Source organism: Rhodococcus tibetensis, assembly GCF_024438035.1.
GTDB lineage: Bacteria > Actinomycetota > Actinomycetes > Mycobacteriales > Mycobacteriaceae > Rhodococcus_F > Rhodococcus_F tibetensis.
Genome location: NZ_JANFQF010000016.1, coordinates 53,276 through 70,884, shown reverse-complemented (window position 1 = coordinate 70,884; position 17,609 = coordinate 53,276). Strand labels below are relative to the sequence as shown.

Annotated in this window: 20 protein-coding genes; 7 read left to right on the top strand and 13 right to left on the bottom strand. The window is 66.5% G+C overall.

Annotated features, from left to right (window positions below; all coding sequences use genetic code 11):
* Window positions 1–5: 5 nt before the first annotated feature.
* The 6 genes from NOF53_RS18850 to NOF53_RS18825 form a co-directional block, all read right to left on the bottom strand.
* The gene (locus NOF53_RS18850) at window positions 6–1,253 is read right to left on the bottom strand and encodes a TerD family protein (RefSeq protein WP_255971489.1); all 1,248 of its coding nucleotides are present in this window, start codon (window positions 1,251–1,253) and stop codon (window positions 6–8) included.
* A 63-nt stretch (window positions 1,254–1,316) separates the two neighbouring features.
* Window positions 1,317–2,237, bottom strand: coding sequence for an HAD family hydrolase (locus NOF53_RS18845; protein WP_255971487.1), 921 nt, complete (start codon window positions 2,235–2,237; stop codon window positions 1,317–1,319).
* Window positions 2,234–3,343: a cysteine protease StiP family protein gene (locus NOF53_RS18840; RefSeq protein WP_255971485.1), complete on the bottom strand. Its 1,110-nt coding sequence runs from the start codon at window positions 3,341–3,343 to the stop codon at window positions 2,234–2,236. Before NOF53_RS18840 ends, NOF53_RS18845 begins: the two co-directional genes overlap by 4 nt.
* Window positions 3,340–4,623: a phosphoribosyltransferase family protein gene (locus NOF53_RS18835; RefSeq protein ID WP_255971483.1), complete on the bottom strand. Its 1,284-nt coding sequence runs from the start codon at window positions 4,621–4,623 to the stop codon at window positions 3,340–3,342. Before NOF53_RS18835 ends, NOF53_RS18840 begins: the two co-directional genes overlap by 4 nt.
* Entirely contained in the window at window positions 4,620–5,789 is a 1,170-nt protein-coding gene (locus tag NOF53_RS18830) for an HpcH/HpaI aldolase/citrate lyase family protein (RefSeq protein ID WP_255971584.1), read from the bottom strand. Before NOF53_RS18830 ends, NOF53_RS18835 begins: the two co-directional genes overlap by 4 nt.
* 66 nt (window positions 5,790–5,855) lie before the next feature.
* A complete protein-coding gene (locus NOF53_RS18825; protein ID WP_255971582.1) occupies window positions 5,856–6,974 on the bottom strand; it encodes a hypothetical protein in 1,119 nt (372 codons plus the stop codon).
* Window positions 6,975–7,231: 257 nt separating this feature from the next.
* On the opposite strand from NOF53_RS18825, the gene NOF53_RS18820 reads away from it, so the two are divergent.
* From NOF53_RS18820 to NOF53_RS18800, 5 genes are all read left to right on the top strand, one after another.
* Window positions 7,232–7,807, top strand: a complete 576-nt coding sequence (locus NOF53_RS18820; protein ID WP_255971481.1) for a TerD family protein — start codon at window positions 7,232–7,234, stop codon at window positions 7,805–7,807.
* Window positions 7,808–7,924: 117 nt separating this feature from the next.
* The gene (locus tag NOF53_RS18815; protein WP_255971479.1) at window positions 7,925–9,076 is read left to right on the top strand and encodes a DUF475 domain-containing protein; all 1,152 of its coding nucleotides are present in this window, start codon (window positions 7,925–7,927) and stop codon (window positions 9,074–9,076) included.
* An 80-nt stretch (window positions 9,077–9,156) separates the two neighbouring features.
* Window positions 9,157–9,780, top strand: coding sequence for an AIM24 family protein (locus NOF53_RS18810; protein ID WP_255971477.1), 624 nt, complete (start codon window positions 9,157–9,159; stop codon window positions 9,778–9,780).
* A gap of 5 nt (window positions 9,781–9,785) precedes the next feature.
* Complete coding sequence (locus tag NOF53_RS18805; RefSeq protein WP_255971475.1) at window positions 9,786–10,484, top strand: AIM24 family protein; 699 nt, start codon at window positions 9,786–9,788, stop codon at window positions 10,482–10,484.
* Window positions 10,481–11,236, top strand: coding sequence for an AIM24 family protein (locus tag NOF53_RS18800; RefSeq protein ID WP_255971473.1), 756 nt, complete (start codon window positions 10,481–10,483; stop codon window positions 11,234–11,236). The genes NOF53_RS18805 and NOF53_RS18800 overlap by 4 nt, the downstream gene beginning before the upstream one ends.
* A gap of 7 nt (window positions 11,237–11,243) precedes the next feature.
* Here the strand turns inward: NOF53_RS18800 and NOF53_RS18795 are convergent, their stop codons facing one another.
* Complete coding sequence (locus NOF53_RS18795; RefSeq protein ID WP_255971471.1) at window positions 11,244–11,714, bottom strand: hypothetical protein; 471 nt, start codon at window positions 11,712–11,714, stop codon at window positions 11,244–11,246.
* A 60-nt stretch (window positions 11,715–11,774) separates the two neighbouring features.
* Window positions 11,775–12,224, bottom strand: coding sequence for a PPOX class F420-dependent oxidoreductase (locus tag NOF53_RS18790; RefSeq protein ID WP_255971469.1), 450 nt, complete (start codon window positions 12,222–12,224; stop codon window positions 11,775–11,777).
* A gap of 129 nt (window positions 12,225–12,353) precedes the next feature.
* Between NOF53_RS18790 and NOF53_RS18785 the strand changes: the two genes are divergently transcribed.
* Window positions 12,354–13,016, top strand: coding sequence for a hypothetical protein (locus NOF53_RS18785; protein ID WP_255971467.1), 663 nt, complete (start codon window positions 12,354–12,356; stop codon window positions 13,014–13,016).
* On the opposite strand, the gene NOF53_RS18780 is transcribed toward NOF53_RS18785, so the two are convergent.
* Window positions 12,996–13,859, bottom strand: coding sequence for a spermidine synthase (locus tag NOF53_RS18780; protein ID WP_255971466.1), 864 nt, complete (start codon window positions 13,857–13,859; stop codon window positions 12,996–12,998). The genes NOF53_RS18785 and NOF53_RS18780 overlap by 21 nt on opposite strands.
* Window positions 13,860–13,981: 122 nt before the next feature.
* On the opposite strand from NOF53_RS18780, the gene NOF53_RS18775 reads away from it, so the two are divergent.
* Window positions 13,982–14,311, top strand: a complete 330-nt coding sequence (locus NOF53_RS18775; protein ID WP_255971465.1) for a hypothetical protein — start codon at window positions 13,982–13,984, stop codon at window positions 14,309–14,311.
* A gap of 113 nt (window positions 14,312–14,424) precedes the next feature.
* Here the strand turns inward: NOF53_RS18775 and NOF53_RS18770 are convergent, their stop codons facing one another.
* From NOF53_RS18770 to NOF53_RS18755, 4 genes are all read right to left on the bottom strand, one after another.
* A complete protein-coding gene (locus NOF53_RS18770; protein WP_255971464.1) occupies window positions 14,425–15,507 on the bottom strand; it encodes a PQQ-dependent sugar dehydrogenase in 1,083 nt (360 codons plus the stop codon).
* Between the two features lie 69 nt (window positions 15,508–15,576).
* Complete coding sequence (locus NOF53_RS18765) at window positions 15,577–16,338, bottom strand: SDR family NAD(P)-dependent oxidoreductase (protein WP_255971463.1); 762 nt, start codon at window positions 16,336–16,338, stop codon at window positions 15,577–15,579.
* On the bottom strand, window positions 16,338–16,784 hold the full coding sequence (locus tag NOF53_RS18760) for a nuclear transport factor 2 family protein (RefSeq protein ID WP_255971461.1): 447 nt from the start codon (window positions 16,782–16,784) through the stop codon (window positions 16,338–16,340). The genes NOF53_RS18765 and NOF53_RS18760 overlap by 1 nt, the downstream gene beginning before the upstream one ends.
* 58 nt (window positions 16,785–16,842) lie before the next feature.
* The gene (locus NOF53_RS18755) at window positions 16,843–17,607 is read right to left on the bottom strand and encodes an RsiV family protein (RefSeq protein ID WP_255971459.1); all 765 of its coding nucleotides are present in this window, start codon (window positions 17,605–17,607) and stop codon (window positions 16,843–16,845) included.
* Between the last annotated feature and the right edge of the window lie 2 nt (window positions 17,608–17,609).

Genomic DNA, 17,609 nt, shown 5'->3' with positions numbered 1-17,609 from the left:
CTGCCCTAGACGCCGAGGAAACGGGTGAGTTGCGGAGCAGCTTCACCGGCGTGCTTGGCCTGGATGCCCTCACCGATCGCCTGGAGCTTCCACTCGCCACCGACGCGGTACACCTTGGCCATCACCATTCCGGTGAAGGGCATGCCGCCCTGCAGGGTGAACCGGGCGAGCTCCGTCTGCGAGGTGCTGTCGACCAGCCGGCAGAAAGCGTTCTTCACCTGTTCGAAGGTGTGCCCCCGGTACGAGGTCACGATGAACACGATGGTGGACACGTGCGGCGGGATGCGGGTGAGGTCCACCATGATCACCTCGTCGTCTCCGGCACCTTCACCGGTGAGGTTGTCGCCCTGATGGCGGATCGAACCGTCCTTCGACGTCAACTGTCCGTAGTAGGCGACGTCGACGAGGTTGTTGTCGGCGAACAGCACGGCCGACGCGTCGAGGTCGACGTCCGCGGAACGGCTGCCGAACATCCCACGCTTCTCGACCGGGTCCCAGCCGAGGCCCATCTGGATGTACGTGAGGGCGACGCCCCCGTCCTTGCGAAGCGTCACCTTTTGCCCCTTGGTGAGGCTGACCGGGCGCGACTTGGTGAGGCTGACCTCGGCCGGGGCAGCCGGTGCGGCCGGAGGCGGTGTGGGGGCCGGAGGCGGTGTGGGGGCCGGAGGCGGTGTGGGGGCCGGAGGCGTGGGGGGCGGGGTGGGTGCCGGTGCGGCCGGTGCGGCCGGTGGCGGTGTGGGCGCAGGTGCGTCGTCGACGGACACACCGTGGTCGGTGACGAGTGCGGCGAAGCCGCCGGCGTACCCCTGTCCCACGGCCCGGACCTTCCACGCACCCTGACGTCGATACAGCTCGAGGGCGATCACGATCGACTCGGAGTTCAGGCCCTCGATCTTGTACTCGTACAGCGGGTTACCCGCCCCGTCGGCCACCCGGGCCGTCGGTGGTGCGAATCGGCCGAAGTTGCTGCTCGCATCGTCGAGGGTGATCACCGCGCGCACCTGCTCGATGTCGGCGGGCACCGACCCGAGCGCCACCTTCAGCGAGGCTGCCTGCCCGGCCGTTCCAGGAACCAACTGGACACCCGGACCGGCCGGCTGGTTGAAGAACACGAAGTCGGCGTCGGAGCGCACCTTTCCCGATTCGGTGACGAGAAGTGCGGACAGGTCTGCGGCGGCCGTCAGTTCGAGAGAGACGACGACCTCGTTGACGCTCAGTGGACCGTTCTGGCCCTTGGAAAGCGGAGTGGACACTGCGTAATTCCTTCACTGTGAGGAGCGTCGGGTTTGTCCCGTTCGGCCGGTTTGCTTACCAACCTACAAAAGAGAGGTGACCGGTGTGACCGCCGCACCGTGGGCGACGCGCGCCGACATCCACCGGAGAATCTCCTCACCAGCGGCGATGCCGCTGCTCTCGGTGATCGACAGCGTCGGGTGCTGCCAGTTGGCCAACTCGAGTTCACCGTGGCGGGGGCGGATCGCGGCATCGGCGGCGCTGAGCATGTTCGCGTCGAGCGCACCGTCACCGGCAGCGAGCACGGGTGCATCCGGCGGGAGCACTCCGTCGTCGATCAGCCGCGAACGAACCTCGGCCACCGCAAGACTCTTGCAGACCGCGTTCGGCATCGTGTAGATCTTGCGGCCCTGCCGGGACGCCCCCCATCCTCGATCCGCACACCAACCGTTCCATTCCTCGACGAATCCCGACGGCATCGCCTCGGGATCCACTACCAGGTAGGAGAACAACTCGTCGGCCACGCGGAACGTGCGAACCCAACTGTCATCGATCCTGCGACCCAGTTCGGAGCCAATCTCCTCGAGTGAGGCCCCGCCGTCCGCGAGCGCAGTGTCGACACCGGTTCGCCAGCGCTTGTCGGGGAAACCGTCGACCAGGATGTTCCCGCCGTTCGTGGTGATGGCATACCGCCACGGCGCGCCGGGCAATTCGATCCGCTGGAACTGCGCGATGGTTCTCGTCGTCGTGGGAACCACCACCGCGGAAGCGGTGAGCATTCTCAGCATGGCCTCGGCGGCGGAAGTGACATACGACAACGGTTTACCTTCGTACACCTCGACACACAACACGTCCTCCGGACCCGGCGAGGACGCCACGTCGGACTCGGCCGTCCCCAGCTCCATCGCGTTGCGCGAATAGATCATCGTCCGATCGAGATCGGTGGCGATCAGAGCGGTCCTGTCCGAACTCGTCCCGTCGCGGCTCATGTCACGCCTGGTCATGTCACATCCTTGATGAGGCCCATGCACGAATACGCCAGGTCGGGCACTTCCTCGACCGGGACCGACCGTGCGGCGGCGAGCAGTCGGATGTGCGCGTGCTCCGGCGCGTCGAGGTCGCGGACCAGGACTCGCCACGGCACTCGGCGCAGCAGGACCCGGGTGGTCTCACCGACTCCGGGTTTGACGAAGTTGACGCTGGAAATTCCGTACTGCTCGCGGACCGCCTCGACGGACCTCCAGCCGTCCCAGGTCGGTGTCCTGTCGCCCCGAAGCAGCTCGTCGACGTCACCGGGAACGTGTTCGCACACATCGGTAAATGCGACGGAGACCGAGTCGAGGAGATGATTCGACACGTCCTCGCCCGCGAGGTGGGCATAGAACTTGGCGCCGTGAAAGTCGCCCGGCCCGATCAGGGTGTCGTTGAGGACCGTGCGCGACACCAGTCCGGAGACCGTCGAGTTGAGGCAGGCGGAGGCGATGAGGAAATCGTCTCGGGTGCCGAACGTGCGTACACAGTGCCCGGGGTCGGCGAGGACGGCGAGGTCGTCGTCGAAAACGGCACCCCCGGCGTCGCGATACTCGGTGAGCGCCTGCGACAGCTCGCGTGCGATGGCCCCCTTGCCCGTCCAGCCGTCGACGAACACGACGTTGCGCGAATCATGGTGCGCCGCGATGTAGTCGAGGGCGACCGCATCGATGCCCCGGTCCCGGACGATCGAGACGGCGTAGTGGGGCAGCGTCACTCCGCGAATCTCGCGCGCCCATCGTCGCATCAACACACCCACCGGGGTCCCGGCTCGTGCCAGCGACACGAGGGTGATGTCCCGGCCCCGTTCGGCCAGCACCAGATCGGTCACGGTCCCCACCGCCCGGGCGAGCCGGATGGCGCTGTCCTGCAGGACTTTCTCGAAGAGTTCCCGGTATTCGGCATCCGGCTGATATTCGATCGGGAGGGTTTCGGCGTAGTGGGCGTCGCCGGCCTGGATGCGCCGCTCCCGTTCGGCCACATCTGCCTCGAGGTGCACGTGAGAGAGGTCTTTGAGCAGCCACGCCACCTCCTCGGCGGCATACGACCCGAATGCGGGACCGGTCAGCGGGCCCGTCACGACGACGCCCCCTCTCGTGCGGCCCGTAACCGGGCGGGGTCGGCTCCCGATACGACGGCCAGCACCACGTCGGTACCCGATGCAGTGAGCACGTCGAGCAGGCCACCATCGGCGGTGAGCCGGTCGGTATCGGCCGGCGCGTCGACCACCACGACCACTACGGCCTCCTCGTCCGGCCACTGGGCGTTGTACAGGAATCTGGGCTGTTCCTCACCGAATTCGGGTGCGGTGAAGCGGAATCCACGGCGAAGCGGATAACCGGCTCGGTCGAGCACATACGCCGGCGACCGCGTCGTCGTCTGGAATCGCACACGATGACCGGATGTCGAGAGCGCCTCCGCCACCCGCAGCGGCAGATACATCAGCTCTTCGTGCCCGACGACGATCACGGGGCGACGAGGGTCGAGACGGTCCCCGAGCTCGGCAGCTACGGCTACGACTGCCTGATCGAAGGCGGGAACGTCCTCGCGCAGGAATCCGTGCCGGCCTCCGTCTGGAACCGTTGCGGGCCAGATCAGATCGACGCGCTTCATCGTGCCCACCCGATCCCCCGCGCCGTTGAGTACCGGGTCGGGGAGGTCGGCGACGGACTCGACCAGTCCGTCCGGGAGTTCCGTGCGGCCCTGCGCGAGGCTGACGCCGACAATCTGTACACCCAGCTCGGCCGCCGCGGCGTCCACGGCTTCGAGGTGCTCCGGAGTGCGCATGTCCACGAGCGACGCCACCACATACCGGCTGCGTGGGTTGCGCAGGTGCAGTGCACGTATCGCGTCGACGGCGGTAGCGCCCGTGGAAATCTCGTCGTCGACGAGAACGAGAGGCTGGTCGTTGGCGAACAACTCGGCGGTGGTCGGTTGCAGCTGGTGACTGGTGGCGTGGGAGTGCCCTTCCTCGAATCCGGCGAAGGTCCCGATCTGCGGAACGTCACGACGAGTCGAGTGCAGGTAACAGCGAGCATGCAGCCGGGCGGCGACACAGTGCCCGAGACCCGTTGCGGTCTCGGCGAACCCGAGCACCACCGGATCAGCGTCCGGACCGAGCACCTCCGCCACCAGGTCACCGAGCTTGTTGCCCGCAGAGATCACGAGGCCGGGGTCCGTGGGCACATGCTTGCCGAGGACCAATGAGACGAGCAGGTGCGCACGACGCGGGTTGCGGCGCAGCCCCGGTTCGATCAGCTCGGGAACGGTGATTCCCGCCGCGGAATCGACGTGGGTGAGAGTCAGCCCGAGATGCTCGGTGGCCCAGGGCACTGCGCGCAGCGCGGTCGGCAATGTCATCGGACGGCCAGAGCAGTCAACAGATCCACGAACGTGATCCCCTCATTTGTCACGCCGAACACCTTGGCTCGGACGAGTGTCTTCTCGGCCCAGTTGCGATGCGGGCGCATTTCGTTCATCTTGTTCCGGTAACCCGACGCTCGCACCCCACCGGCGCCGTCTGCACCGAGGATGTCGAGAGCGTCGTGGTACTCCTCGTGCGTGACAGCGGACAAGGCGTGCACGGCAGCCACGTGGGTGGGGTGAATCACCGTCTTGCCCTGGATACCGTTGGCTCGGTCGAGCGCGATCTCACGGAGTAAACCATCGAGATCGCGGCTCACCAACTGCTGACGGAACCGCACCTCGTCGTGTTCCTCGAACGGGGTGGCGCGCAGGGTGGGCCGGAACATCCGCTCGTGATCGGCGAAGTACTCCCACACCGGTCCGGTGATGACGTGCCCGGTGTCGTCACTGCGCCCGAGGTAGTTGACGATGGCGGCGATTGCGTCGGCCACCACGCGGACGTCATAGATCGTCAAATCGCGGTCACGCCTGATCCCGAAGGTGCCGCACATGTCGGTGGCCCCGACCCGCACCGCGAGAATCTGATCGCGACGCTCGGCCAGCAGCTCACCGATCCGCGCGAGCTCGTCGTCGCGGGTCTCACGGTGCACCAGCTCCGGCGATTCGAGCACGGGCATGGCATACAGGTGCTTGCCGAGACGATCGGACGCCGCGGCCAGCTCGTCGAGGAATTCGCCACCGGTGACACTCCCGAACTTCGGCACCACGAATCCGGTGAGCACGCGCGCTCCGGTGGTCAGCAGCTCGGCGATGCGACGAAGATCCGCAGCGGCCCGTACCCGCACGAACAGCTGCAGTCGGGAACCACCCAGAGTTGCCAGCCGGTCGAGCGCGTCGACGGCATTGAGCAGCGCGAACTCCACCTGATCGTCGGCCACTGCGTCCTCGAGGTCGAGCACCATGGAGCAGACGCCCTCCGCCGACCGGCGGAGCACGATGTCCGCCAGGTCCGACCGGGTGGCCGGCACGTACAACGTTGCCCCGAGGGCGACGGCGAGCACCACCCGGTCCTCGTCCGGCCCCAGCGGCTGCGGTGCGTGGAGGAACAACCGTTCGCGAGTCTGTGGGTCCAGGTGGTGAAAGTGCCGTACCCGCGGCATCGTGGTACCCGGCGCCGCTGCGCCGCCTGCCGCGGTCTGTTCGCTAATACTCATCGTCCCCCCATGTCATCGCTGCGCTGCGTGTCCTCTCATCTTCTGAACCACCTCGACAATGAACGCCGACACGGCATCGAGCTGGGTGATGTAGGCCCAGTAATCGGGATGCCTCCCCGTCAGTGTCCCTGCGATTCGGTCGATCCGCTCGAGCTGAGCGTCGAGGACCGACCCCCATTCCCGCACGAGCCCGCGATTGACAGCCAACATCTGGGCGTCGCGCAGGCGAAATCTGATCTCGTTTTCCTTCGCACGCGGATCCTCGCGGACGTGCCGGAGTAACCGCAACCGGTCGGTGACACCGTCCACTTTTGCCTCGGCATCCGCCAGACGGGTCCGCGCCGTGCTCGTCAACTCGAGTGCACCTTCCGGATTGCCCGCGGTCAGGGCCTCACGCGCCTTTCGCAGATCGGCCTCGGCCTGTTCGATGTGCCGGCGGCTGTCCTGTTCGTTGTGGACGAGATCCGCCGAACTCTTGGCGTTGAATTCTCGCAGCAGGGCGGAGTAGGCAGGCGCGAGCCGCTCGGCGCGGGTCTGCACGGCAGCAATCCGGGTGCTCACAGACGACACCGCCTGCGAGGCGTCCCGCTCCTTGGACGGCGCCGCCGCCAGCGCATTGTCGAGTGCCGCAGCAGCCTCCCGCACCCGGCCCGCGGCCTCGCGCACCGGGTTGGCTCCCCGGGCGCCGTGCAGGGCCGCCACGGCGTCGTCGAGCGCCGCAGCAGATGCGCGCACCGACGGATAGTCGGCGTACACCTCGTACCGGTGCACCCCCTGCCGTGCCGTCTCGGCCGTCTGCAGGGCCTGCTGCGCCACCTGGGGAACGGCGGCCAGCATCGCCGTCGACTCCTCGAGATGGCCGCGATGCGCGCGATAGAACTCGTCCAGGGCCTGCGTTGCGGCCACCAACTGCGTGGTGACCTGTTCGAACGCCGCGGTTGCCACCGGCGATTGGACGCCGTCGAATTGATCTTCCGCCGCCAGATACGCGGACGCCGCCCGATAGCACCCCTCCCGAACCGGCTCCCACGACCGCTGGACCCCGCGCTCCGGGGTGAGTTGGCGGGAGGCGTCGACCGCCGCGGCGGCGATGCTCTGACGATTGTCCATGTCGAGAAACGCTGCGACCATGGTCTCGTGGGCGCGACGAGTCGACTCGTCGCCCCGGGCTCTCCCTCGGAAGCGTCCCGCCCATCCGCTCGTCACAACTGAAATCGTACTGGTCGGCGTCATCGGTCCGAGCTGACCGGAATTGCCTGTGGACAACCCTGTGGACAGCTATAGGGATGGGACAAGTCGGACAAATTCATTATCGTGGTGGTGCACGACGATCTCGAGACTTCGACAGCCGTCGAGGTCGAACCACCTCCTCTCGAAAGGACCCCTGAATGGGCGTCAGCTTGACCAAGGGCGGCAACGTTTCACTCACGAAGGAGGCGCCGAACCTGACCGCGGTGGCTGTCGGGCTCGGATGGGATGCTCGTTCGACCACCGGCACCGACTTCGACCTCGACGCCAGCGCCATCGGTGCGGGTGCCGACAAGAAGGTCGTGTCGGACCAGCACTTCGTATTCTTCAACAACCTGCGCTCCCCCGACGGCTCCATCGAGCACATCGGTGACAACACCACCGGTGAGGGTGAGGGCGACGACGAGGTGATCAACGTCAACCTGGCGGCGGTCCCCGCGAACATCGAGAGCATCCTGTTCCCCGTCTCGATCTACGACGCCGAGACACGTTCGCAGTCGTTCGGTCAGGTGCGCAACGCCTACATCCGCGTCGTCGACCAGGCCAACGGCAACGAGCTCGCCCGTTACGACCTGTCCGAGGATGCGTCGACCGAGACCGCCATGGTCTTCGGCGAGCTGTACCGAAACGGTGCAGAATGGAAGTTCCGCGCTATCGGCCAGGGCTACGCGTCCGGGCTCGCCGGTATCGCCCGCGATTACGGCGTCAACGTCTGACGGTAGTTTCGCTACATCAGCCGGGAAGGGTTTCGCGTCGCTGACGTGAAACCCTCCTCGGCGTTCGTACTCCAGCAGTAGCCACCCGGCATTGCCCAACCAGAAAGGCCACGCTCAGTGGTTCTGCGAATATTCGGTCTCTCCTTCGTCGTGACGGTGATTTCCATCATCATCGCGGCGCTCTACGGAGGCCCCCAGGCCGTCCTCCTCGTGGTGATCCTGTCGATCCTCGAGATCTCGCTGTCCTTCGACAACGCCGTCATCAATGCCACCGTGCTCCGCCGGATGAGCGAGTTCTGGCAGAAGATCTTCCTCACCGTCGGCATCGTCATCGCGGTGTTCGGCATGCGCCTGGTCTTCCCGCTGGTCATCGTGTGGCTCGCGTCCGGCCTCGGCCCCGTCGCGGCCCTCGATCTCGCTCTCAACCCGCCCGCCGACGGCGCCGCATACTTCCCCGACGGCAGCGCCAGCTACGAAACGCTGCTCACGGACGCCCACCCGCAGATCGCGGCGTTCGGCGGCATGTTCCTGCTGATGCTCTTCCTCGGGTTCATCCTCGAAGAGCGCGAGATCACCTGGCTGTCCTGGCTGGAGAAGCCCCTCGCCCGCGCAGGCAAGCTCGACCAGCTCGCCGTCATCGTCGCCGGTGGCCTGCTTCTGCTGACCGCCGCTTACATCGCGCCCGAAGGCACCGTCTCCACCGTGATGATCGCCGGCGTCCTCGGCATGGTCACCTACATCGCCGTCAACGGCCTCGGTGAACTGTTCAACACTCCCGAGGAGGACGAAGACGGTGAGGTCGTCGAGGGCTCCAGTGGCGGTCCGACCGAACTGGCCAAGGCCACCGGCAAGGCCGGCTTCTTCCTGTTCCTCTACCTCGAGGTCCTGGATGCGTCGTTCTCCTTCGACGGCGTGATCGGCGCCTTCGCGATCACCTCGGACCCGATCATCATCGCCCTCGGCCTCGGCTTCGTCGGCGCGATGTTCGTCCGTTCGATCACCGTGTTCCTCGTCCGCAAGGGCACCCTGTCCGACTATGTGTACCTCGAACACGGTGCGCACTGGGCCATCGGCGCCCTGGCCGTGATCCTGCTCGTCTCCATCGGCTACCACGTCAACGAGAACATCACCGGACTCGTCGGCGTCGCCCTCATCGGCGCCGCATTCATCTCCAGCATCTTGCGCAACCGCAAGGCTGCGGCCACCGGCGGAAACGGCGGTAACTCCGAGAATGACGTGGACGAGCCGAAACCGGTCTCCGTCAGCTAGGTTCTGCCTGTACTCACATCCTGCGGCAGTGTTCGTGACCCGGTCACGAACACTGCCGCTCGGCACTGGAAAGGGCACCTATGACGCGGCTGCTCGAGAAGTCCAAGAAGGTGGTCGAAGCCCAACTGGCCGGCACCACCATCCGGGCTATACAGGGATCGATGATTGCCTACGAGGGCAACGTCAGCTTCAAGTCGGCGGGTTTCGGTGGCGGAGACGGTGTACTCGCGGGGATGAAGAGGCGCGCAACGGGCGAGTCGCTGTCCCTGATGGAATGCTCCGGCAACGGCGTCGTCTACCTCGCGGTGGGCGGCCAGCATGTCACCGTCATCGATCTCGCGGGTGAAACCCTGCAGGTGGAGTCGCAGCAACTCCTCGCGCTCAGCGGCAACCTGCACACAAACGTCACCTTCACCGGTCTCCGCGGAGGCGTCGGTGGCCAGGGCCTCTTCACCACGACGGTGACGGGGCAGGGTCAGGTAGCCCTCCTCTCGGCCGGTGGCCCGCTCATCCACCTCGAGGTGTCGCCGCAGTACCCGCTCGTTGTCGACCCCGACGCGTTCGTCTCGGCCCGAGGGCAGTTGACGCAGTCATTCGTCACCGATGTGTCGTGGCGGACCGCCGTCGGGCAGGGCAACGGCGAAGCCTTCTCGCTCAAGTGGGACGGCCACGGCGTCGTGTCCATCCAGCCGGCAGAACGGTGAACAGCATGGTCTTCACACAGGTCAATTCGAAGGTCGTCAAGGTCGATGTCGGGGCAGCCGGCGGAGTGGTCGCGCGCACCGGGTCGATGCTGTTCTACACCGGCCAGGTTCAGTTCTCGCCGCACCAGGTTCCCGGCTCGCAGTCCATGGCCGGGATGGGTGGGTTCACCCGCATGGCCGGACGCATGATGCAGGGCGAACACGAGCGCACGATGCTCGCCCAGGGGCACGGCGAGGTGCACTATGGTCACGCCGGTCTCGAGGTGCACGTCGTTGACATGTCGCAGGGCGGAACTCTGTGCGTCGAGGCGTCCCGACTGCTCGCCCACAATGCCGGTCTGCAGAGTTCGGTGGTCTCGGTGACGAGTCAGGGCGGCGGTGGAGGGCGCGGAATGCTCGGAGCCCTCCGCGGCGCCGCTGCGGGTGCGCTGTCCGGGACCGGCCTGTTCACGACGCAGCTGTCCGGATACGGATCGGCGGTGTTGTTGGCGCACGGCGGTTTTCTGGAAGTCCCGGTGGGCGGACCGAACCCCATCCTCGTCGACCCCGACGCGTTCGTCGGTACCTACGGAAACGTCCAGGTAGAACTGAAGTCCGCGGTCGGCTGGCGTGATGCTGTGGGCCGGGGTGCCGGTGAAGCGATGCAATTGCAATGCAGCGGACAAGGAATCGTCTACGTTCAGGCCTCGGAGGAGAAACTATGAGCACCGTGCTGAATCCGTCGACCCTGGGCGCCAGCGACAATATTCCGGGCAACAGCTACGCCTACTGCATCGACCTCACGGCCCCCTGGTTCATCCGCAAGGGCGCGATGATCGCTTACTACGGGCAGATGCAATTCCAGGCCCTCACGCACGGGTTACACGGCGCCGCACTGCACATGGTGGCCAACCAGTTCTCGGCGCCGCTGTATATGGGTGACTATGCGGTAGCCGAAGGCTTCGGGAAGTTGATCATCGGTGACCGCGGTTACGACATCAACTCGTATGATCTCGATGACGGCAACCTCACCATCCGGGCGTCGAATCTTCTTGCGTTCGAACCGGGTTTGTCGCTGAACCAGTCGATCGTCCCCGGATTCCTCACTCTCATCGGAACCGGTAAGTTCCTGGCCTCCTCCAACGGCCCCGTGATGTTCGCCGAGCCACCCCTGCGGATCGACCCCGAAGCACTGGTCGGCTGGGCAGACTGCCCGTCGCCGAGCCATCACTACGATCAGGGCTGGATCAGCAACTTCCTCGCCGCCGGCGCCCACATGATGGGCATCAACTCCGGGGAGGAACGGCAGTTCGACTTCACCGGCGCCGGAACGGTATTGATTCAATCCAGCGAGAAGGTCCTCAGCGACACGGCGGTCGTGCGCAGCATCGAGGGGCAGATCCACGGCATTACTCCGAGTGGTCTCCAACGGCTCAACGGCGTGATCGCGGCCAAGCTGGCGGAGCAACCTCGCTGATCCTTGCTCACAGGGCAGGGTCGGGTCCCAGGCGGACGATCTCGGTCCTGGGCCGCAGGCCGATTTCCGGCCAGCCGGCGGTCAGCGTGATCACGCCCGACTCCGGGTATGCACCGATCCAGTAACGCGGCTCGGTGTGGTATTCGGACGCCTCGGCGGTGGCCGCCCTCGACGTGGACTGCGGGTGGCTCGGATCGGCTTCACCCACCACGTCGTCCACCCGGACGTGCACCGCGAGGTACGACCAGAGCGCCGACGGGTCGTCGGGGTCGTCGAGCGGCCGGGTTTCGTGACGGGCCCGGTCCGCCGCGCGTCCCGTCGCTGTCAGCTCGATGCGCAGCTCGAGACCTGCCGGGTAGGCGACCACCTCTGCCAGCCGGAGTGCCAGGTCACGGGTAGTCGCGAGTTCGACAGGGCCGTACACGACGACCCCTCCCATGGCGGGCGGTGAGGCCGCCGGCCACCGCCTCCTGCGCATGCACCCCATGGTCCCACCGGGGGCGGCGGCCTGCCACAACTACGTTTCCGGCCCGAATGCTCACGGCAGCTGGGCCATGCCGTACAGGTGCGTCGCCCGCACTCGGAGCACCTGCCGTCGCTCGGACACCATCGAACGACGGAAGTCCTCCCAGTCGTCGTGTTCCCGTCCCGCCGCAGTCCGGAAGACCTCGACGAGTTCGTCGGTGGCCGCGTCGTGTGGGTCGCTCGCGACAGCACTCAGCTCGGCATCACCTTCCACGACCGCGTAGCTCCAGAAGTCGGGCGCGCTGACGTGGAGCGACACACGGGGGTCGCGCGCGGCGTTGCGTGTCTTCGCCCGGTCCGCGGTCACCGAGATCCGGGCGGTGTGCGTGTCGGGGTCCCAGGTGTAGAGGACGTTCGACAACTGCGGTCTGCCGTCCCGTTTGATCGTCGTGAGGACGGCCCGCGAGTGTGCGGCAACGAGGTCGATCAGGGGACGCTGCGCGTCGTTCACTTCCAGGCTCATACGGACACCCAACCACCTTGCGATCCGCGATGTTCCCGTTGTGCAATTGTCGGTTCGGTCCCGTCGGACCACCTCGCGTCGTTAGCCTCGTAACCATAATCGGAAACACCCAGCGCGAGGTGGATGCCCATGGACACGACAGCGGTCAGAATCGGCGGATTGTGCGGAGTGGCAGCAGCCCTCATCATGATTCCCGCTTACATGGTGGGCACTCCCGACCGCCCGACGTCCACGACGGAAGCTGAAGAGTACTACTCGTCATACTCGGGTTTCGTCACAGCCAACGGTGTCGTCCCGCTGTTGCACGTGCTGTTCTTTCTCTTCTTCCTGGGCATCTTGGTGAGCGTCCTGCGCCGCGCAGACCGGGAGAGTACCGGTCTCGCGACGACGGCGCTCGCCGGAGGCATCGTCTTCGTGACGCTGACGGCAGTCGGGTTCGCCGCCGAAGTCGCCTACCCCGCCACGCTCCTGCGCTTCGACGACCTCCCCTACGACGAGCAGATTGCACCACTCCTGCTGACGACTTCGTCGTGGCTGTACCACTACTGCCAGGTGGGGACGGCCGTGATGATTCTCGCCACCTCCGTGCTGGTCCTGCGGACCGGAGTGCTGCCCCGGTGGACGGCGGCCGGCGCAGCTCTGGGAGTGCTTGCGCTGCTGCACACCTGGATTCCGCTCGTCGCCGCATTGGGCGGTCTGCTGTGGATCGCGGTGATCGGGTTGCTTCTGGCGGTTCGGGGAGCGTCCGACCAGGTGGAGCGCAGCGCTGTCTCACCCCGACTCGACCGGTGACGCTTCCGCATCGAGCAGGACGCGCGCAGCACCGGCGAACGAGCGCACCTGCGAGTCGTCCCAGAGGTGCGCGGGCACACCACCGCCCAATAGTCGACGAACCAGTGCGGGGTCGTCACCGAGGGGTACGTCACTTCCGGCGATCACGATGTTGCCGTAGCGGCGGCCCTTCAGCATGGCGGGGTCCGCGATCACGGCGGTGTGCGGGAACACGCTACCGATGGTGGCCGCTTCCCGACGGGCCTTCACGAGGTCGCGGGTGTCACCACAGTTGACGACGTAAATACCGCCCGGCGCCAGGACCCGGCGGACCTGGCCGGTGAATTCGAGGGTGGTGAGTGGAGCGGGAGTCGTGTTGCCGGCGAACACGTCACGGATGATCAGGTCGCGGCTCGACTCGGTGAGGGTTTCGGTGACAGCCCTGGCTTCACCGACGCGTAGTCGGAGCAGCGGTGCTCGCGGCAAATCGAACCACTGACGCACCAGTTCGGCCAGCTTGCCGTCCAGTTCGACCACAACTTGCCGGGCCTCCGGGTACGTGGCCGACAGATAACGGGCAAGTGAGCACGCGCCGCCGCCGAGGTGCAGTGCCCGCACCCGGTCCGTGCGCTCCCAGCGGGATCCGATCAGGTCGGCCATCCACCGCATGTACTCGAAATCGAGGTGGCCTGGGTCAGTGAGGTCGATGTGTGAACTTTCGACGCCGTTCACTTTGAGAACCCAGCCGTGGGGGTTCACGTTGTCCTCGGCGAGTTCGCAGGTTCCCGTGTCGATCGGATAGACCCCGGCGACAGGCCCGCCTACGGCTGCGTGCGCAGTTCGACCACCGCGCTGCCTGCCCATCTACCGACTTCCCTACCGTTCGCATCGACTGCGCGCGTCTGCTGCGACAATCGTCATCCCACGATACCGGCACGACCACGCGGTGACCTACCGTAGTGACGCGCGCACGAGAGAGGGAGGCGATGGAACCTCAGGAAGTCGACTTCGCGCATACCGAAGGCGCGGCACGCAAACGTCGTGAGAAGGCCGTGGGCCTCGCAAGATACGTCTGGGATCGCGGAATCAGCGGTAAGGAACTGCTCGACCTCACCGACGGCACACTGCGGAAACTGGCACGAGCAGCCGGATCGAACCCTCCGAGCACCATGGAAACCTGGCTCACCGTGGCCGAGCTGCTGGACCAGAAGTCGGCGTGGGCCGAGCGCCACCCGAATCATCCGAGCGCGTCGCCCGCGCATGCGGACGAGAAGATCATGTGGGTGAAGCCGCCCGTCGCGCCCTGGACCGACTGACAGCCCGGTCCCGCCCCTCGTGTGTGTGCACCAACGGGACGTTCGTTCGATCTGACGCAACGGGCGTCCCGTTCGTCCGAGGGCCCTGGAGCTTCACCCGAGACGACCCGGACTCACGCCGACGGCCGCACCGCGAAAATGCGGTCGTCACTGTCTGCCGGCGAACCCCGGCCGTCGCGGTTGCTGGTGCTGAACCACAGCGCGCCGTCCGGTGTCGCGACGACGGTACGCAGCCGCCCGTACTCCCCTGCGAACAGCGACTGCGGTTCACCGAGCGAACCGTCGCCGCCCACGGGTATCCGCCACAACCGTTCGCCACGTAGTGCCGCCACCCACAGCGACCCGTCGAGGAAGGCGACGCCGGACGGGGACGCCTCGTCGGTGGGCCACTGGACCACCGGGTCCACGAAGTCCGCCTCTCCCGCCTGCCCCTCGACCTCCGGCCATCCGTAGTTGGCACCGGGCCGGATCAGGTTCACTTCGTCCCACGTGTTCGCGCCGAACTCGGTGGCCCACAACCGGCCTGCGTCGTCCCAGGTGATGCCCTGCACGTTCCGGTGCCCCGACGACCAGACAGGTGAGCCGGACATCGGGTTGTCGGGCGGAATGGTCCCGTCCGGATTGATTCGCAAAATCTTGCCGCCGAGCGAGGTGAGGTCCTGAGCGAGCGGCCGATCGCCGGCTTCGCCGGTAGTGACGTAGAGCTTGCCGTCGGGGCCGAAGGCGATCCGGCCCCCGTCGTGGATCGACCCGGCTGGGATTCCCGTGAGGATCGGGACGGGCTCGCCGAGGCTGTGGCCGTCATAGCGCACGGCGACCACGCGGTTGTCTTCGCCGGTGGTGAGGTAGGCGAAAATCGTCTGATCCGACGTGTAGGTGGGCGACACTGCGAGTCCGAGCAGTCCCGATTCCCCCCGCGCCGCCACATCCGGCACCTCCCCGACCTCGGACACGTCCCCGTTCGGTTGCAGGCGCCGGATGGTGCCGCTATCCCGCTCGGCGATCACCGCGCCGCCGTCGGGCAGTAGCGCGATCCCCCAGGGAACGTCCAGTTCGTCCGCGACCACGGTGGGAGCGGCCTCGGGTGGCTGCGCCGCCGATGTCACAGACAACTCCGTGCGGCTGCGATCGGACTGGCAGCCGGCGGCGGCCAAGCCCACCACCAACGCTGTCACCGCGACAATTCGCCGTCTCATGTGCAGTCCTTCCGCCGCGTCCCGGTCTCCACCTCTGAGGCGGTGCTCGCCGGGACTACCGGCTCGCGCTCAACTCCAGCGGGCCTGGCCACCGTCGAGTGGAATGGTGGCACCGGACAGGTAGCCGGCGTCGGGTCCGACGAGGAAGACGACGGCCCGTCCGATGTCCTGCTCACAATCCCCGATCCGGCCCAGCGGTATCGACCGAACGAACTCGGCCGCCTCCTCCGGATTGTTCTCGGTCCACCACTTCAGGCCGGGAGACAAGGCGTGCGGCGCAACGGCATTGACACGGATTCCGTCGGCACCCCACTCGCTGGCGGCCGTGCGGGTCAGCGAGCGCATGGCCTCCTTCGTGGCCGCATACAGGCCGTAACCACTGGTGTCCCAGCGCACCGCCGAGGAACTCACGAGATTGACGATCGATCCGCCGCCGCGCGCTTTCAGGTGGGGATGACACAGCTGCATCAGGAGCAGGGTTGCCACGGGACCCACCGCCATGGCCCGGTCCAGCAGCTTGGGAGTGACGTCCAGCAACGGACCGAGTGCGCTCGCATTGGCGTTGTTGATCAGGATGTCGATGCCACCGAACGTCGCCACCACACGCGTGACCATGGGCCCCAGTTGGTCCCGCTTGCTGATGTCACACACGACGGGTTCGGCGACACCGCCGAAGTCGGCGATGGCAGCGCACGTATCGACGAGTTTCGACTCGGTACGTCCGACCACGGCGATTCGGGCACCCTCCTTGGCCAGCGCGAACGCCATGCCCGCCCCGACGCCCTGCCCGGCCCCGGTGATCAGCGCCACCTTGCCGTCGAGCGTGCCCATCACGGATGCGCCGTCAACCGGAAGCTGGGGATGTCGGCCAGCGACATCACCGCCTCGAAGGTCCGTTCGTACCCCGTGTGTGCGATGCGCCATCGCCCGTCCTGCCCGCGGACATAGCGGTCGGAGTAGAAGGCGGCTCCGCGCAACGCCATGTCGTGTTCGGGGATCAGCACCAGGTCGGAGAGGTACCACCGGCCGGTAGCCGTGTCACCGTCGACGTCGATCTCCGGGTGCCCACAGTGATGCTCGGTGATGGTCTGCGGGCCGAGGCTGGTTCGCATGAACTCGACCACCGCGTCACGTGAGTCGAACGTCAGGTGCTCGCCGTAGCTGGCCGTCACATCGGGCAGCAGGGTGTCGGCGAATTCGTCCCAGTGCTTGGTGTCGAGGGCGCGCAGATAGGCGTACTTGAGTCTGCTGATCGCGGCGACAGCTTCCAGATCCATGATCACCCTCCGGTACCAAAACTGATACCTGTTCTACCACGCATGGACGGCGCGCGGACTAACTCGACACCACGTCGGCCAGCTGCGGATCGACCACGTCACCGAGCACGTCCCAGGGGACGGTGACGGTAACCAGCCCGACGGCGTGCGGACCCACTTGATAGTCGTCGAAGTGAATTTCCATGCCGGCGGGGGTTGCGAGCCAGTTGGCGAAGTTCATTTCGACCGGCTCGATGCCGGTGCGGTCGAACTCGGGGCCGGCGGCCGTGGCCGGCAGCAGCGTTGCGCAGTGCTCGGACAGCGTCCGCAGACCGGCATCCAGATCTGGGAAGAGGTCGGCGAGCGTGATCGGGGTTGCGTCTTCTGCGTTGATCACGACGGTGGCGACGGTGGGGGTGGGATGGGCGCCGGGAGGATCCGCATTCCAGGACGTCACGAGGAGGCCACTGACCACTTTCGCACCGATATGCGTGACGTCGTACTCCTGGCTACGCAAAGTGAAGGACTCACCACTTCCGCCGTCGATCTGGTCCTGGAGTGCAGCCCGCATGGATTCGTTGAACTCGGCCGTCACCGCCTGATCGCCGCCCTCGATGTGGGGGATCACGACATCGAAGTCCACCCGGTCCGTCGATCCGGTCACCCGCAGCGAGGTCTCCGTGTATGGCCCCGCCGATTCGGTCGTCGACGTGACCGCCTCGGAGACCGTCGTGGTCGACGGCTCGCTCACCGCCGTACCTGCCTGGCCGGAGCAGGACGCCAGGAAGACGATGGCCCCGGCAACGACCCCGACCACACAACTCGATCTCCGGAAGTCGCTCATCA

Bases quoted from the DNA above. Each gene is read 5' to 3' on its own strand.
- NOF53_RS18845 (WP_255971487.1), bottom strand. From the start codon at position 2,237: ATGACCAGGCGTGACATGAGCCGCGACGGGACGAGTTCGGACAGGACC.
- NOF53_RS18835 (WP_255971483.1), bottom strand. From the start codon at position 4,623: ATGACATTGCCGACCGCGCTGCGCGCAGTGCCCTGGGCCACCGAGCAT.
- NOF53_RS18830 (WP_255971584.1), bottom strand. From the start codon at position 5,789: ATGCCGCGGGTACGGCACTTTCACCACCTGGACCCACAGACTCGCGAA.
- NOF53_RS18825 (WP_255971582.1), bottom strand. From the start codon at position 6,974: ATGGTCGCAGCGTTTCTCGACATGGACAATCGTCAGAGCATCGCCGCC.
- NOF53_RS18820 (WP_255971481.1), top strand. From the start codon at position 7,232: ATGGGCGTCAGCTTGACCAAGGGCGGCAACGTTTCACTCACGAAGGAG.
- NOF53_RS18810 (WP_255971477.1), top strand. From the start codon at position 9,157: ATGACGCGGCTGCTCGAGAAGTCCAAGAAGGTGGTCGAAGCCCAACTG.
- NOF53_RS18805 (WP_255971475.1), top strand. From the start codon at position 9,786: ATGGTCTTCACACAGGTCAATTCGAAGGTCGTCAAGGTCGATGTCGGG.
- NOF53_RS18800 (WP_255971473.1), top strand. From the start codon at position 10,481: ATGAGCACCGTGCTGAATCCGTCGACCCTGGGCGCCAGCGACAATATT.
- NOF53_RS18795 (WP_255971471.1), bottom strand. From the start codon at position 11,714: ATGCGCAGGAGGCGGTGGCCGGCGGCCTCACCGCCCGCCATGGGAGGG.
- NOF53_RS18790 (WP_255971469.1), bottom strand. From the start codon at position 12,224: ATGAGCCTGGAAGTGAACGACGCGCAGCGTCCCCTGATCGACCTCGTT.
- NOF53_RS18785 (WP_255971467.1), top strand. From the start codon at position 12,354: ATGGACACGACAGCGGTCAGAATCGGCGGATTGTGCGGAGTGGCAGCA.
- NOF53_RS18780 (WP_255971466.1), bottom strand. From the start codon at position 13,859: ATGGGCAGGCAGCGCGGTGGTCGAACTGCGCACGCAGCCGTAGGCGGG.
- NOF53_RS18775 (WP_255971465.1), top strand. From the start codon at position 13,982: ATGGAACCTCAGGAAGTCGACTTCGCGCATACCGAAGGCGCGGCACGC.
- NOF53_RS18770 (WP_255971464.1), bottom strand. From the start codon at position 15,507: ATGAGACGGCGAATTGTCGCGGTGACAGCGTTGGTGGTGGGCTTGGCC.
- NOF53_RS18765 (WP_255971463.1), bottom strand. From the start codon at position 16,338: ATGGGCACGCTCGACGGCAAGGTGGCGCTGATCACCGGGGCCGGGCAG.
- NOF53_RS18760 (WP_255971461.1), bottom strand. From the start codon at position 16,784: ATGGATCTGGAAGCTGTCGCCGCGATCAGCAGACTCAAGTACGCCTAT.
- NOF53_RS18755 (WP_255971459.1), bottom strand. From the start codon at position 17,607: ATGAGCGACTTCCGGAGATCGAGTTGTGTGGTCGGGGTCGTTGCCGGG.